Source organism: Bradyrhizobium sp. BLXBL-03, from assembly GCF_051853015.1.
Taxonomy (GTDB): domain Bacteria; phylum Pseudomonadota; class Alphaproteobacteria; order Rhizobiales; family Xanthobacteraceae; genus Bradyrhizobium; species Bradyrhizobium manausense.
In genome coordinates this window covers 688,623-702,723 of record NZ_CP182470.1, presented here as the reverse complement: position 1 = coordinate 702,723, position 14,101 = coordinate 688,623, and the positions used below count along the sequence as shown (strand labels likewise).

General features: G+C 63.9%; 14 protein-coding genes. 6 read left to right on the top strand and 8 right to left on the bottom strand.

From position 1 onward, the window contains the following. Positions 1 to 337: 337 nt before the first annotated feature. Complete coding sequence (locus ACNJX9_RS03355; protein WP_439407790.1) at positions 338 to 1,213, top strand: ATP-grasp domain-containing protein; 876 nt, start codon at positions 338 to 340, stop codon at positions 1,211 to 1,213. Here ACNJX9_RS03355 and ACNJX9_RS03350 read toward each other — a convergent pair. Together ACNJX9_RS03350 and ACNJX9_RS03345 are read right to left on the bottom strand one after the other, a co-directional pair. Continuing rightward, complete coding sequence (locus ACNJX9_RS03350; RefSeq protein WP_439407789.1) at positions 1,210 to 2,130, bottom strand: amino acid ABC transporter substrate-binding protein; 921 nt, start codon at positions 2,128 to 2,130, stop codon at positions 1,210 to 1,212. The two genes, ACNJX9_RS03355 and ACNJX9_RS03350, sit on opposite strands and share 4 nt — an antisense overlap. A 12-nt stretch (positions 2,131 to 2,142) precedes the next feature. Beyond that, positions 2,143 to 3,438 (bottom strand): dicarboxylate/amino acid:cation symporter, encoded by a 1,296-nt coding sequence (locus ACNJX9_RS03345; protein WP_057744391.1) that lies wholly within the window; start codon positions 3,436 to 3,438, stop codon positions 2,143 to 2,145. A 210-nt stretch (positions 3,439 to 3,648) separates the two neighbouring features. On the opposite strand from ACNJX9_RS03345, the gene ACNJX9_RS03340 reads away from it, so the two are divergent. From ACNJX9_RS03340 to ACNJX9_RS03325, 4 genes are all read left to right on the top strand, one after another. Beyond that, positions 3,649 to 4,650 carry an NADP-dependent oxidoreductase gene (locus tag ACNJX9_RS03340; protein ID WP_057744388.1) on the top strand — a complete coding sequence of 334 codons (1,002 nt, stop codon included), beginning with the start codon at positions 3,649 to 3,651 and terminating at the stop codon, positions 4,648 to 4,650. A gap of 155 nt (positions 4,651 to 4,805) precedes the next feature. Then, positions 4,806 to 5,645, top strand: a complete 840-nt coding sequence (locus ACNJX9_RS03335; RefSeq protein WP_439407788.1) for a cysteine rich repeat-containing protein — start codon at positions 4,806 to 4,808, stop codon at positions 5,643 to 5,645. 118 nt (positions 5,646 to 5,763) lie between these two features. After that, a complete protein-coding gene (locus tag ACNJX9_RS03330) occupies positions 5,764 to 5,979 on the top strand; it encodes a hypothetical protein (protein WP_057744385.1) in 216 nt (71 codons plus the stop codon). 185 nt (positions 5,980 to 6,164) lie between these two features. Next, positions 6,165 to 7,319: an FAD-dependent monooxygenase gene (locus ACNJX9_RS03325; RefSeq protein WP_057744382.1), complete on the top strand. Its 1,155-nt coding sequence runs from the start codon at positions 6,165 to 6,167 to the stop codon at positions 7,317 to 7,319. Between the two features lie 173 nt (positions 7,320 to 7,492). Here ACNJX9_RS03325 and ACNJX9_RS03320 read toward each other — a convergent pair whose 3' ends face one another. Then, positions 7,493 to 8,005 carry a MarR family winged helix-turn-helix transcriptional regulator gene (locus ACNJX9_RS03320; protein WP_057747090.1) on the bottom strand — a complete coding sequence of 171 codons (513 nt, stop codon included), beginning with the start codon at positions 8,003 to 8,005 and terminating at the stop codon, positions 7,493 to 7,495. After that, complete coding sequence (maiA, locus tag ACNJX9_RS03315) at positions 7,995 to 8,627, bottom strand: maleylacetoacetate isomerase (RefSeq protein WP_057747092.1); 633 nt, start codon at positions 8,625 to 8,627, stop codon at positions 7,995 to 7,997. The genes ACNJX9_RS03320 and maiA overlap by 11 nt, the downstream gene beginning before the upstream one ends. 199 nt (positions 8,628 to 8,826) lie before the next feature. On the opposite strand from maiA, the gene gtdA reads away from it, so the two are divergent. Continuing rightward, positions 8,827 to 9,867 (top strand): gentisate 1,2-dioxygenase, encoded by a 1,041-nt coding sequence (gene gtdA / locus ACNJX9_RS03310; protein ID WP_439407787.1) that lies wholly within the window; start codon positions 8,827 to 8,829, stop codon positions 9,865 to 9,867. Positions 9,868 to 9,989: 122 nt separating this feature from the next. Here gtdA and ACNJX9_RS03305 read toward each other — a convergent pair whose 3' ends face one another. The 4 genes from ACNJX9_RS03305 to ACNJX9_RS03290 form a co-directional block, all read right to left on the bottom strand. Beyond that, a complete protein-coding gene (locus ACNJX9_RS03305) occupies positions 9,990 to 10,808 on the bottom strand; it encodes an ABC transporter permease (protein WP_439407786.1) in 819 nt (272 codons plus the stop codon). Continuing rightward, positions 10,801 to 11,574, bottom strand: a complete 774-nt coding sequence (locus tag ACNJX9_RS03300; RefSeq protein ID WP_439407785.1) for an ABC transporter ATP-binding protein — start codon at positions 11,572 to 11,574, stop codon at positions 10,801 to 10,803. Before ACNJX9_RS03300 ends, ACNJX9_RS03305 begins: the two co-directional genes overlap by 8 nt. Before the next feature lie 90 nt (positions 11,575 to 11,664). Further along, positions 11,665 to 12,693, bottom strand: a complete 1,029-nt coding sequence (locus ACNJX9_RS03295) for an ABC transporter substrate-binding protein (protein WP_439407784.1) — start codon at positions 12,691 to 12,693, stop codon at positions 11,665 to 11,667. A gap of 35 nt (positions 12,694 to 12,728) precedes the next feature. Continuing rightward, positions 12,729 to 14,093 (bottom strand): FAD-dependent oxidoreductase, encoded by a 1,365-nt coding sequence (locus ACNJX9_RS03290; RefSeq protein ID WP_439407783.1) that lies wholly within the window; start codon positions 14,091 to 14,093, stop codon positions 12,729 to 12,731. Positions 14,094 to 14,101 lie beyond the last annotated feature (8 nt).

The following is a 14,101-nucleotide window of genomic DNA, read 5'->3' as shown; positions in this document are numbered from 1 at the left end:
AAGCGTTGCCCGGCCCTGAAAACGGGCGGACACCATTTGCCATGGCGGAGGATTTCGCGTGTGTGATCTACGCCATTGAGACCAATAATCAACCTCGTTCCGGATGCAATTGATGCTGGTCAATCAGGCATTTGCGGCGGAAATGATCACATCATGAACGGATCTGCTGTCCGGCGCGCGTACGGGGCAATTTCTTTTCCCTTTCGGACCGGAAAGCAGCACTTAATTTCCATCGCGCTCGCGAGAATTTCATTAAGAATAGCTCTGACTTTCACCCCACTATGGCGCCATTTCCCGCATTTTTGCGGCTTTTGGCGCCAGGGAACGATCGAAATACATGGCAAGCAGTGAACGGACCTTCGTCCAGGCCATCAGGCGCTATTGCGCGGCGCACGACATCGAGGTCGATGTCCGCGCCGGAGGCTGGCTGATCGCGATGCGCCGGGACGACCAGCGCCGCTTCGCCTTCGGCTACGACATCGGCCTTAACAGCGCGATCGCGCATCGGCTCGCCAACGACAAATCCGCCACCGCGGAGGCGCTGTCGCTGCAAGGCGTGCCCTGCATTCCACATCACCTCTTCCTCAACCCGAAGCTGGGCGAGAAGGTTGTCGGCCTCGGCTGGCGCGAGGCCATGCTCGAGCTGCTTCACGACCATCCGCAGGGCGTGGTGGTGAAGCCGAACGAGGGCACGTCGGGGCGCTCGGTGTTCAAGGTGACGACGGCGGCAGAGTTCGACCACGCGGCGAACGAGGTCTTTTCGATGAGCACCGGGCTCGTGATCTCGCCTTATGTCGCAATCGAGGACGAGGTCCGTGTGATCCTGCTCGATGATGTGCCCCGCATCGTCTACAGCAAGCAGCGTGGCTCGGATTGGCGGCATAATCTGGATGCCGGCGCCAAGCCGGTGTTGCTGGCGGACGGCGCGGTGCGCACGGCTTGCGTGAAGCTCGCGGTCGACGCTGCGCGCGCCATCGGCATCCGCTTCGCGTCGATCGACGTGGTGCGCGTCGATGGCGCGTGGAAGGTGCTGGAGATCAATTCCGGCGTGATGATGGAAGCGCTGAGCAAGCTGCATCCGGAGCTGGTGCAGGCGACGTACGATACGGCGCTGGATCGGGTGTTTGGGGATGCTTCCCCGAGCACCAACCCATCGCCGTCATCCCGCGCAATGGCTAAGCCATTGCGGGGGGATGACGGGATAGCGAGCTAATTATTCGCGCTAGCGGAATCGTCCATCGCCTTGAACGCTTCTTCCAGTTGCAGCGAGATCGGCACGTTCATTTTCTCGCCGGTCGGCATGCGTGCGATGAACCATTTGTTGTAGAGCGGCACGAGATCGTGGTTGGAGCCGAGCTTGCGGAAGGTGCGCTCGATCACGGCGGAGAGCTGCGGCTCGCCCTTGCGGAACATGATGCCATAGGGATCGTAGGACAGATAATCGCCTGTTACGCGGAACTTGTCCTGCGACTTGTGGCGAACGATCAGGCCCGAGAGCAGGATGTCGTCGGTCGCAAACGCGTCAGCCTTGCCGTCGACCAGCATCTGGTACGACTGCTCGTGGTCGGCGCCGACGACAATGTTCAGGCCCAGCGACAGCTTCTTGTCGGCCGCCTGGACCGCCTGCTCGTTGGTGGTGCCCTTCGTCACCACGACGGTCCTGCCCTTCAGGTCCGCCAGCTGCTGGACGCTGGAGGCCTTCGGCACCATCAGCTTGGTGCCGGCAACGAACATCAGCGGCGAAAACGCGACGCGCTTGGCACGCTCGGAATTCGCGGTGGTCGAACCGCATTCCAGATCGATCTTGTTCTGGAGCACCGCGTCGATGCGATCGTCCGAGGTGACCTTGACGTAGTCGATTCTGAGATTGGGGTCGTCGACCTCGACGCCGATCTCCTCGACGATGGCCTCGCAGAGCTCAAGGCTATAACCAATCGGCCGCCCCGACGGGTCGAGGAACGAGAACGGCGGCGAGCTCTCGCGATAGCCGAGCCGCACGGCGTGCGCTTTCTTGATGGCCGACAGCGTCGGGCTAAGCCCTTCGTTGCCGCCGGTCTGGGCGGAGGCACCAGACGCCAGCAGACACGCTGCCAGCAAAAGGCCGCTCGAAATCGCCGTCAAAGGGCGCATGACGCACTCCCGTCAATGACCGGCCATCGCAGGCACTTCACCCGGCACCATGTCTTCAGGTACGGCATCGCCCGGCCCCATCGCATGCTCGGGCCCGAGCTCGCCTTCCCACTTCGCCACCACCGAGGTCGCCAGCGTGTTGCCGATCACGTTGGTGGCGCTGCGGCCCATGTCGAGGAAGGTGTCGATACCCATGATCATCAACAGCCCCGCCTCGGGAATGCCGAACTGCGACAGCGTCGAGGCGATCACCACGAGCGAGGCGCGCGGCACGCCGGCCACGCCCTTGGAGGTGATCATCAAGGTCGCCAGCATCGCGAGCTGCGTGCCGAGCGACATGTCGATGTGGTAGGTCTGCGCGATGAAGACGCTGGCGAAAGTGCAATACATCATCGTGCCGTCGAGATTGAACGAATAGCCGAGCGGCAGCACGAAGCTCGAGATGCGCGAGGAGGCGCCGAAGCGGTTGAGGCCTTCGAGCGTCTTCGGGTAGGCCGCCTCCGAGCTCGCGGTGGAGAACGCGATCATCAGCGGCTCGCGGATCAGCTTCAGCAGATGGCTATAGCGCGGCCCGATCACGACGAAGCCGACGACCACCAGGATGCCCCAGAGGATGAACAGCGACAGATAGAAGCCGCCCATGAACACGATGAGCTTCCAGAGCACCAGCAGGCCGTTCTTGGCGACCGTCGCAGTGATGGCGGCCCAGACCGCGAACGGCGCAAACAGCATCACATAGCCGGTCACCTTCAGCATGATGTGGCCGACATCGTCGATCAGCGACAGGAGCTGCTTGGAGCGCTCGGGCAATGCGCCCATCGCCACCGAGAAGAATACGGCGAAGATCACGATCTGAAGGATCTCGTTCTGCGCCATCGCGTCCGCGATCGAGGTCGGGATCAGATGGGTCAGGAATTTCTCGATCGAGAAGGCCGAGACCGGCAGGCCGGTCGATTGTCCCGCCGCGGGCAGCGTACCGGGGAAGTTCGCGCCGGGCTGAAGCAGATTGACCATCACGAGGCCGAGCAGCAGCGAGACGAAGGAGGCGCTGATGAACCAGCCCATGGTCTTGGCGAAGATGCGCCCGAGCTTGGAGCCCGACCCCATGTGGGCGATGCCGCCGACCAGGGTCGCGAACACCAGCGGCGCGATGATCATCTTGATCAGGCGAAGGAAGATCACGGCGATCAGGTTGATGGAGGAGGCCCAGTCGCCGCGCGTGTCGGGCAGGAAATTGTAGATCGCCGAGCCCATGATGATGCCGAGCACCATCGCGGCCAGGATGTATTGCGTAAACCTGTTCGACATTGAAAGAACCCCCACGACACCGACCGCTTCATGATGTCGCAGATATGACAGCGACGCAACACGCTTTGCGTGCGATGGCTTGCCGGATGTTCCCGTTGCGAAACGGGACGTAGCGATCTAGCCTGCATGCAGCGCACAACGAATGCGGCTTGCACGTTTTGTTTGCGGCAAGTGCTGCAATAAACATCAAACAATCAGAGAGGGACCGCCATGACCGGGAGCATCAATCGCCAAATTCTTCTGGTGGAGAAGCCGAGCGGAAAGCTCGGCCCCGAGCACTTCAAGATGGTCGATGGCACACTGCCGGAACCGAAGGACGGCGAAGCCCTGTTGCGCGTGCGCTACATCTCGCTCGATGCCGCCAACCGCGCCTGGATGCACGGCGCGACTTACCGTTCGGCGGTCGAAGCCAACAGCGTGATGGCCGGCGGCGGCATTGCCGAGGTGGTCAGCTCGAAGGCGCCCGAGCTTGCGCCCGGCGACATCGTGTTCGGCGATACCGGCTGGCAGGAGTTTGCAGCAGTACCGGCAAAGCAATTGACGAAAATGCCGAAGCTCGAGCCGATGACGCATCTGCTCAGCGTGTTCGGCATCGCCGGCCTCACCGCCTATTTCGGCCTGCTCGAGGTCGGCAAGCCCAAGGAGGGCGAGACGGTCGTGGTTTCGGCCGCCGCGGGCTCGGTCGGATCGATCGTCGGACAGATCGCCAAGATCAAGGGATGCCGCGTGGTCGGCATCGCCGGCGGCGCCGACAAGTGCCACTGGCTGACCTCAGAGCTCGGCTTCGATGCGGCCGTCGACTACAAGGACGGTGCGGTGTTCAAGGCGCTGCGCGCAGCAGCTCCCAAAGGCATCGACGTCTATTTCGACAATGTCGGGGGCGACATTCTGGAAGCCTGCCTGCCACAAATGAACAATTACGGCCGCATCGCCTGCTGCGGCGCGATCTCGCAATATGACGGCACGCCTTCGGCCCATGGCCCGCGCGGCGTGCCCGGCCTGATCGTGGTGAAGCGGCTCGTGATGCAGGGCTTCATCGTGATGGACTACATGAAGGAGAGCCAGCGCGCCCTCGCTGATCTGCAGGCCTGGGTGAAATCCGGCAGGCTGAAGGTGCAGGAAGACATCATCGACGGATTGCAGAACACGCCGAAGGCGCTGATCGGACTGCTGGCCGGCGAGAACCGCGGCAAGCGCATGATCAGACTCTAGCGACGTAGTTACGTCGCAATTCCGCGGGCATTATCTACTTGCGGTAGTGGCCAAAGCAGCCAAGATACCGCTCGCGAGGCATCACTCGCGACGATTGCGTTTGTACGGCATTTCAAAAATCATCGGCGTTACCGACAGGGCAGGAATTCACTCAAATGTTCAAAACGTTGAGACATGCATCAACGCGTCACGCGTTGCTCGCCGCAGTACTCTTCGCAACTGCAACAAGCGCGTTCGCGCAGACCGAGGCCCAGAAGAGCGCGATCCGCTCCGCATGCCGCTCGGATTTCATGGCGCATTGCGCGAGCGTGACGCCCGGTGGCGTCGAGGCGTATCAATGCCTCCAGAGCCACATGTCGAGCCTGTCAGCGGGATGCCAGACCGCGGTTCGCGCGGTCGAGCCGGCGGCAGCACCCAAAACCGAAGCTGCGCCGGCAAAATCCGAACCCGCCAAATCTGAGCCTGCCAAATCTGAGCCTACAAAGACCGAAGCGGCGCCCAGCGCCGAACCCGCGGCGAAGCCAGCCGCCAAAACTGCCCCGAAGGCAGAAGCGGCCAAGCAACCGGCCAGCGCGCAGGTCGCCGCGGTCAAGAGCGCATGCCGCGCCGATTATCCCAAGGTTTGCGCCAGCGTGCCGCCGGGCGGCGCTCCCGCGCTGGAATGCCTCGAGAAGAACAAGGCCAAGGTTTCGTCGGCCTGCGCGAAAGCGGTGACCGCCGCGGCCGGTGGCGGCGCAGCGGCTGCCGCGCCGGCAACTGGCGCCGCGCCCGCAGCCGCAGCAGCGCCGGCCGCCGCGCCCGCCGTGATCGTTCTGCGCCCGCTGCTGCCGCGCGAAGAGCTGTTCATCGTGCGCTCCGCTTGCGGCGCGGACATCCGCTCGCTCTGTGCCGGCGTCGCGCCGGGTGGCGGCCGCATCGTGCAATGCATCGCCAGCAATGCGGCGTCGCTGTCGCCGGCCTGCAAGGACGTGCTCGCACCATTCGCTGCGCGGTGAGGGGCACGCAGCGCGCATCGTCATCGATATGGGCGGCGCGCGTGAATTTTCGCGCGCTCCTTGCGACCAATCCGTTGCCGATAGCAGATTCAATCACGACAAGACCGGGAGAAACCACATGCGTGCATTTCTGCTAATTGCGTCTGCATTGTTCGCCTTCGCGGCGACCATGACCTTCGAATCCTCCGATGCCAACGCGGTGGTGTGCGCGCGCGGCGTCTACCGCGCCGGTTGCGCCGGCCCGAACGGCGCCGTCGTGGTTCGTCACCCGGTGCCAGTGGTTCGCTGTACCAGGGTGTTGGTGAACGGGGTCTACGTGAAGCGCTGCGTCTGACGCCCGGGTGGTCAATCCGGCGCGGTTTGGCTATGATTCGCAACTGACGGCTTTGGGCACCCGCGAGGCGGGTGGCTGCGGCCGTGCTGCGACGCACCTCGCCTTGAGTTCCGCTGGCGTGGGACACCGCAGCCCATTAGTTGACCCTGAGACAGTAAGCATACTGCCAATTAGGGAGGCAGGATTTGCGGATCGCCGTGATTGGCGGGGGACCCGGCGGGCTCTACTTCGCCTATCTCTGGAAGAAGCGTCATCCCGAGGATCAAGTCGACCTGTTCGAACAGAACCCGGCCGATGCGACCTGGGGCTTTGGCGTCGTGTTCTCCGACCAGGCGCTGGAATTCCTGCGCGCCGACGACCCCGAGACGGTCGATGCGATCGCGCCGCATATGGAGAGCTGGGAGAACATCACGCTCAATCTCAGCGGCGACAGCGTTGCCATCGACGGCGTCGGCTTCTCCTCGATCGGGCGGCTGGAGCTCCTGCAATTCCTGCAGCAACGCGCGCTCGACGTCGGCGTCACCTCGCGCTTCGACACCCAGATCCAAACGATCGACCAGTTCAACGGCCACGATCTGGTCGTCGCCGCCGATGGCCTCAACTCGCTGGTGCGCCGCGCCTATGAGGGCGATTTCGGCACGTCGCTGTCCTACTCCTCCAACAAATTCGTCTGGTACGGCACCTCGAAGCGCTTCGACACGCTGTCGCAGACCTTCGTGAAGACCGACCGCGGCGCCTTCAACGCCCATCACTATCGCTATTCACCGACCATGAGCACCTTCCTGGTCGAATGCGACCACGCCACCTGGCAGGCCTATGGCTTCGCCTACAAGGACGCCGAGCAATCCAAGGGCGTGTGCGAGGAGGTGTTCGCCGACACGCTCGGCGGCCACTGCCTGGTCTCCAACAAATCGGTCTGGCGCAATTTCCCCTGGGTCTGGAACGAGCACTGGTCATTCAAGAACATGGTGCTGCTTGGGGACGCGCTGCACTCGGCGCACTTCTCCATCGGCTCAGGCACGAGGCTTGCGATCGAGGACGCGATCGCGCTGGTCAAGGCGCTGGAATCGGATGCCCATCTGTCGACGGCGCTGCATCGCTACCAGGCCGCGCGCAAGCCGGTGGTGCAAAAACTGGTCAATGCCGCACGCACCAGCGCGTTCTGGTACGAGCATTTCGCCCAGCACATGCAGCTTGGCCTGATGGACTTCGCCTATAGCTACATCACCCGCTCCGGCCGCATCGACGATTCCCGGCTGCGCGCGATGTCGCCGGCCTTCATGGCACGCTACGAGGCCGAGAAGAACGGCGGAGACGCAGCGGGCGAGGCGACGGCATGAGGCGCGAGCAATCGTAGGGTGGGCAAAGCGGCTTGTCCGCCGTAGCTCGAAGAGCGAAGGCGGAAGCGTGCCCATGACTTCCGATCTGTTGGAGAGACGTGGTGGGCACGGCGCAAGGGCGCCTTTGCCCACCCTACAAGATCTGGGGATGAGGCGACGGTATCGTCTCCCCCTCAACCCACCTTGCCCAAATGCTCCAGCGCGTCCTCGGCCCGCAGCGGCACGCGCGAGGCCTCGTTGTTGAGCTCGACGAGCTGTGACATCAGCCCCATCAGCGCCTTGCGCTCCGTCGGCTTGAGCGGCTCCAGCATGCGCGCCTGGGCGCGTTCGACTGCGGGGACGATCTCGCGCAGGATCGCGACGCCCGGCTTGGTCAGATAGAGCAGCTTGATGCGCTTGTCCTCGGCTGCCGGCTTGCGCTCGATAAAATTCTTGGCCTGAAGACGTTCGATGACGCTGCCGAGCGTGGAGCGGTCGAAGGCGATCACCGCCGACAGCCGCGTCGCGTCGATGCCGGGATGGGTGTGGATCGCGATCAGCGCTGCATATTGCACCGGCGTGAGATCGAAAGCCTTGCACTCCTCCATGAAGATCGAGACCGCGATCTGCTGCATGCGCCGGAACAGATAGCCCGGCGCGGCATAGACCGCGTCCATCGTGATCGGAGGCAGCGGCTTACTCGGCATCGGGCTGCTTCTCCGGTGCTGCGTTGGCGAAGGCCGGCAGCGCCTTGGCGGCGGCCTCGGCCATGAGCAGGCGCGGATAGGCCGCGACATCGACGCCGAAGCGGCGCGCATTGGCGAGCTGCGGCACCAGGCAGAGATCAGCGAGCGTCGCCGCAGCGCCAAAACAAAATGGCCCCGGCTCTTCTTTGATCAGGGTCTCGCAGGCCGACAGCCCCTCGCGATTGACCCAGGCGGCCCAGTCCTGCACTTTCTGCTCGGGCAAACCAAGTTCGCGCAGCCGCGCCAGCACCTTCAAATTTTGCACCGGATGGGTGTCGCAGGCGATCGCCAGCGCGAAGGCCCGCACCTTGGCCCGCTGCAAGGGGTCCCTTGGCAGGAGCGGCGGATTCGGGTGTGTCTCATCGAGCCACTCGATGATCGCGACGGATTGGGTCAGTACCGCTCCCGTGTCGCTTTCCAGCGCCGGCACCAGGCCTTGCGGATTGATGGCGAGATAGGCGGGCGCGCGTTGCTCGCCCTTGCGTAAGTGATGCGGCAGATGCTCGGCGCCGAGACCCTTGAGATTCAACGCGATCCTGACGCGATAGGCGGCGCTGGAGCGGAAATAGCCGTGCAGCTTCATCGGAAGCCCTCCCCTTTTTGTCGTTCCGGGGCTCGCGAAGCGAGAACCCGGAACCTCGAGATTCTCAGGTGCGCAAGTGCGCACCATAGTTCGATGCTATCGCATCGTCCCGGAATGACGACCTTGTATGTCCTTCGTCAAGTTGACGCTACCTAGATCGTCAGTATACTGTCAATCAAAAACGTCGGGAGCAGCAACCATGGAAGCCGTGACCAAGACGCCGGAACGCGAGGCGTTCTACAGGAAGATCGACGGCGAGAATCTCACCGCACTGTGGACGGTGATGAGCGATCTGATCACGCCGGAGCCGAAGAGCGCCTGCCGGCCGCACTTATGGAAGTTCGACGTCATCCGCGACTACATGACGGAGGCAGGCCGGCTGATCACGGCCAAGGAAGCCGAGCGGCGCGTGCTGGTGCTGGAGAACCCGGGCCTGCGCGGCCAGTCCAAGATCACGACTTCGCTCTATGCCGGCGTGCAGATGGTGGTGCCCGGCGACGTCGCGCCCGCACATCGGCACAGCCAATCGGCGCTGCGCTTCGTGCTCGAAGGCAAGGGCGCCCACACCGCCGTCGATGGCGAGCGCACCGCGATGGAGCCCGGCGACTTCATCATCACGCCATCGATGACCTGGCACGATCATTCCAACGAGACCACTGATCCGATGTTCTGGCTCGACGGCCTCGACATCCCGCTGGTGCAGTTCTTCGACTGCTCCTTTGCGGAAGGCGCCAAGGAAGACCAGCAGAAGATCACCAAGCCGGCCGGCGACAGCTTTGCCCGCTATGGCCACAATCTCTTGCCTGTCGACGTGAAGCGGTCCTCGAAGACCTCGCCGATCTTCAGTTATCCCTATGTCTACACCCGCGAAGCGCTGGAGAAGGCGCGGACCAGCCAGGAGTGGGATGCCTGTCACGGGCTGAAGCTGAAATTCAGCAACCCCGAGACCGGCGATTTCGCGATGCCGACCATCGGGACCTTCATCCAGCTGCTGCCGAAGGGTTTCGAGACTGCGCGCTACCGCGCGACCGATGCGACGGTGTTCTGCCCGATCGAGGGCAAGGGTCGCAGCCGCATCGGCGATGCCGTGTTCGAATGGGGCCCGCGCGATCTGTTCGTGGTGCCGAGTTGGCAATGGGTGACGCACGAGGCGGATGAGGACGCGGTGCTGTTCAGTTTCTCGGACCGGCCGGTGCAGCAGAAGCTGGATCTGTTTCGCGAGGATCGCGGCAACGCGTGAGGCGTGACGGTCTCGTAGGGTGGGCAAAGGCGCACTTGCGCCGTGCCCACGTCTTCGCGACTCCTGAAAAGAATGGTGGGCACGCTTACGCTTTGCCCACCCTACGGCAGCGGAAATTTTGGCTACCGCCAGTGCAACAGCCGCACTTCCAGCCAGCCGATCACCTTGCCGACTGCGAGGCCAAACACCGACAGGATCACCACGCCCGCGAGCAGTTGATCCGTCTGCATCAGATTGCCGGCCTGGAGCACGAACGCGCCGATGCCGAATTGCGCGCCGATCATCTCGGCGCTGACGACGAGCAGCAGCGCCACCGACGCCGTGATGCGGAAGCCGGCGAGGATCGCGGGCAGGGCGCCGGGCCACACCACCTTGCGCACGATGGTGGCAAAGGGCACGTTGAAGCTTTGCGCCATGCGAATGAGATTGCGCGGCACCGCGTCGACACCGCTATAGACCGAGATCGCGGTCGAGAAGAACACCCCGAGCGCAATCGTCGCGATCTTCGGCTCTTCGCCGATGCCGAGCCAGAGGATCAGGAGAGGCAGCAGCGCGATCTTGGGAATCGGGAACAGCGCCGAGATGAAGGTGATGCCGACGCTGCGCGCGAGGCGCGACAGGCCGATGGCAAAGCCGACCACGACGCCAGCCGCCGTTCCCAGCAGCCAGCCGACGCCGATGCGCAGCAGCGAGGCCGAGAGATGCTGCCAGAGCGCGCCCGACATCGCGAGCTCGTAGATCGCCCGCACGATCGCCGAGGGCGCCGGCAGGAACAACGGATTGACGAGCCTGGCACTGCCAGCCGCCTGCCAGATCGCGATCACGAGGGCGAGCGCGATCCAGCCGCCGAAACGGCTCGACGCAGGCACGAAGCCCGCGCCGCGGAAGCGCACGCGCCGCGTGGTTTCGTCGGCCGACGTCTCGGTCGCGCGATCAAGCATGCTGGACCTCGCGTTCGGCATCGATCGCCTCGTTGCGGATCAGCGACCAGATCTGGTTCTGCAGCGCGAGCAGCTGTTCACGTGCAGCGATGTCGCCGCGCTCAGTGCGGGTCATCGGCACCGCCACGACCTCGCGAATACGGCCGGGCCGCCGCGACAGCACCACAATGCGATCGGCAAGGCGCGCGGCCTCTTCGAGATTATGCGTGACATAGACCGCACCCATGCCGCCATCGGCGAGCAGGCGGACGAAATCTTCCATCAAGAGCTCGCGCGTCTGCGAGTCCAGCGCCGACAGCGGCTCGTCCATCAACAGAATCGCGGGCTTGACTGCGAGCGCGCGCGAAATGCCGACGCGCTGGCGCATGCCGCCGGACAGCTGCTTTGGATAGGTTTTGCGAAAATCGGTCAGCCCCGTGCGACGCAAGGCATCCTCGACCAGCGCGCGCCGCTGCGTGGCCGAAAGCTGGGTGTGCAGCAACGGGAATTCGACGTTCTCCTCCACCGTGGCCCAGGGCAGCAGAGCAAAGTCCTGGAACACGAAGGTGAGCGGATTGAGACTGTCCGCCGGCGGTGCGCCGCGCAACTCGGGCGAGCCTGAAGTCGGCAGCAACAGCCCGCCAAGTATCGACAGCAGCGTGCTCTTGCCGCAACCGGACGGACCCACGATCGCCACCACCTCGCCGGCGCTCACCGTGAAGGAGACATCGTCGAGCACGGCGAGATCGCCGAAGTGGTGCGAGATGTGGTTGGCGATCAGGTCCATGTTATCTTGCTCGTCTACTCCCTACTCCGTCGTTCCGGGATGGTCCGAGATTCCGGGTTCTCGCTTCGGGAGCCCCGGAATGACGAAGGGCTAGTCCGCCTTCACATAGTCCTTGGCGATGATCGCATCGGCATCATAGCCCTTGTCGGCAAAGCCCTGCTCCTGGAGCCATTTGATCTGGTTGTCGACATTCTTGACGTCGAGCTTGCCGTCGGGGTCGATATAGGCGCAGTTGCCGACCACCTGCTCGACCGGCAGGTTGGTGTATTTGGCGATGATCTCCAGCAGCGGTTTTGTCTGCTGGTTGATCGGCGCGACGCCGTCCTTCATCGACGCCAGAATCACGTCGTGATATTCGCGATCGGCCCTGGCGAGGACGGCAAGGAATTTCGTCACCAGCACCTTGTTGGCCAGCGTCTTCGGCGAGGCGAACACCGCGCCGAGCTGCCAGGGCGTTTCGTCCCCGACCCAGCCCAGGAATTTCGCGCCGCCATCGTCCATCAATTTTCGCGCCGTCGAGATCGGCAATAGCGCCGCATCGACGGTCTCGCCCTTCAGCGCCGCGGCTGCGTTCGACAGCGATTGCAGCGGCACGATCTTCACGTCGGACAGCCTGAAGCCGTATTTGTCGGCGAGCAGGCCGAGCGAATAATGGAAGGATGAGCCGACCTGCGTCATCGCGATGCGCTTGCCCGCAAGGTCCTTCGGCGTCTTCAGGCCGGCGGCGTAGGCGTTGTTGCTGGCGAAATAACCGATCAGGGGATAGCCTGGTTTCTCGCGGCTCATGCCGCCGATCACCTTCAGCACGCCCTTGCCGGCGAGATTGTAGAGGCCCGCGGTGAAAGCGGTGACGCCGAAATCGACGTCGCCCGAGGTGGTGGCGACCGCGATCGGCTGCGCCGCATCGAAGAACTTCAACTCGATGTCGAGGCCGGCGTCGCGGAAATAGCCCTTGTCCTGCGCGATGAAGACGGGCGCGGAGGACGACAGGCGGAGCACGCCGACCTTGGCCTTCAGCGCATCCTCGGCCCTGGCCGTCGCCGTCGCCATCGCCATCGCCATCGCCATCGCCATCATAGCCAAAAGGCTGAGTGCCGCGACCCGCGCAATCCCGATCATCCCGCTTCCTCCAATAATTCTCTTTTTGCAGTCCGTTACAGGCCCTTTGGCACGGGCTCGTCCCGTCCGATGAAGGCGCCCTGTTGTTTCAATGTTTCCTGCAATTTTTCAACCGGTATGTCACGCGGGATCCGATTTCCGGACAGCGCCAGCGCAGCCGCGGAACCGGCCGCCTCCCCCATCACGAAGCAGGCCCCCGACACCCGCGCCGCCGACTGGCCCTCATGGGTCATGGAGGCGCAGCGGCCGGCGACGAGAAGGTTGTCTACGCCCTCCGGCACCAGCATGCGATACGGCAATTCGTTGTAGCCGCGCGATTCCGGGATCGGCGGGAAAGTGAAGACCACATCGCCTGGAACATGCGCCTCGATCGGCCAGCCATTGACGCCGATGGAATCCTCGAACGAGGCGCAGCCAAGCACATCCTCGCCGCTGAGCTGGTAGCCGCCCTTGATGCGGCGGGTCTCGCGGATGCCGAGCTGCGGTGGCAGATCGACGATGTAGGATTTTTCAAAGCCCGGCACCGTCCGCAGGAATTCGAAGGCGGCAAGCGCCTGCCTGCGGCCCTCGATCTCGCCGCGGGTGAGATCATCGGGCTCAACACCGTTGATGGCGTGGCCGTCCTCGCGCGCCACCTGCGTGAAGTTCACCCGCCATTCGATGCCGGATTTCTGCGGCCGCACGATCGCGCTCTTGCGCGGGAATTTGTGGGTGCCGGCCGCGGTCGCCGCTTCCATCAATTGCGGGATGGTCCGCCAGGCATCGCCCGCCCTCACGGGATCGATGCCGTTGAGACGGAGCATCATCGACGGATACAAGGGATGACCATGCTCGTCGCCGATCTCGAACGGCGCGCCGGCCCAGACCGCGAGATCGCCGTCGCCGGAACAATCGATGAAGATCTCTGCGCGCACCGCCTGCCGGCCGGCCTTGGTCTCGACCATCAGCGCGTCGATGCGGTTGTCATCGCCCATCACGACGCCGGCGCCGAGGGCATGGAAGAGAATGTGCACCTTGTGGCTCGCCAGCAGTTGATCGGCCGCGATCTTGTAGGCCGCGGTGTCATAGGCCTGCGCGAAGACCTTGCCGAGGATCAGATGCGGCGCGTTGAGGCCGTTCAGATGATCGATCCGCGCCAGCAGATCGGACGCCATGCCCTGCACCAGCCTGATGGCCTCGCCGTAGACGTTGCCATGCAGGCCGCAGAAATTGGTGACGCCGGCCGCGGTGCCCATGCCACCAAGGAAGCCGTAGCGCTCGATCAGCAGCGTCTTGCGCCCGGCGCGCGCGGCTGAGGCCGCAGCGACGATGCCGGCCGGGCCGCCGCCGAGCACGACGACTTCATATTCGCCGTAGAGCGGCACCTGTCGTGCCGGTTCATTGATCGTCATGGCCCGCATGGCGCGTC

Bases quoted from the DNA above. Each gene is read 5' to 3' on its own strand.
- ACNJX9_RS03305 (WP_439407786.1), bottom strand. From the start codon at position 10,808: ATGCTTGATCGCGCGACCGAGACGTCGGCCGACGAAACCACGCGGCGC.
- ACNJX9_RS03335 (WP_439407788.1), top strand. From the start codon at position 4,806: ATGTTCAAAACGTTGAGACATGCATCAACGCGTCACGCGTTGCTCGCC.
- ACNJX9_RS03340 (WP_057744388.1), top strand. From the start codon at position 3,649: ATGACCGGGAGCATCAATCGCCAAATTCTTCTGGTGGAGAAGCCGAGC.
- ACNJX9_RS03295 (WP_439407784.1), bottom strand. From the start codon at position 12,693: ATGATCGGGATTGCGCGGGTCGCGGCACTCAGCCTTTTGGCTATGATG.
- ACNJX9_RS03330 (WP_057744385.1), top strand. From the start codon at position 5,764: ATGCGTGCATTTCTGCTAATTGCGTCTGCATTGTTCGCCTTCGCGGCG.
- ACNJX9_RS03350 (WP_439407789.1), bottom strand. From the start codon at position 2,130: ATGCGCCCTTTGACGGCGATTTCGAGCGGCCTTTTGCTGGCAGCGTGT.
- ACNJX9_RS03320 (WP_057747090.1), bottom strand. From the start codon at position 8,005: ATGCCGAGTAAGCCGCTGCCTCCGATCACGATGGACGCGGTCTATGCC.
- ACNJX9_RS03300 (WP_439407785.1), bottom strand. From the start codon at position 11,574: ATGGACCTGATCGCCAACCACATCTCGCACCACTTCGGCGATCTCGCC.
- maiA (WP_057747092.1), bottom strand. From the start codon at position 8,627: ATGAAGCTGCACGGCTATTTCCGCTCCAGCGCCGCCTATCGCGTCAGG.
- ACNJX9_RS03355 (WP_439407790.1), top strand. From the start codon at position 338: ATGGCAAGCAGTGAACGGACCTTCGTCCAGGCCATCAGGCGCTATTGC.
- gtdA (WP_439407787.1), top strand. From the start codon at position 8,827: ATGGAAGCCGTGACCAAGACGCCGGAACGCGAGGCGTTCTACAGGAAG.
- ACNJX9_RS03345 (WP_057744391.1), bottom strand. From the start codon at position 3,438: ATGTCGAACAGGTTTACGCAATACATCCTGGCCGCGATGGTGCTCGGC.
- ACNJX9_RS03290 (WP_439407783.1), bottom strand. From the start codon at position 14,093: ATGCGGGCCATGACGATCAATGAACCGGCACGACAGGTGCCGCTCTAC.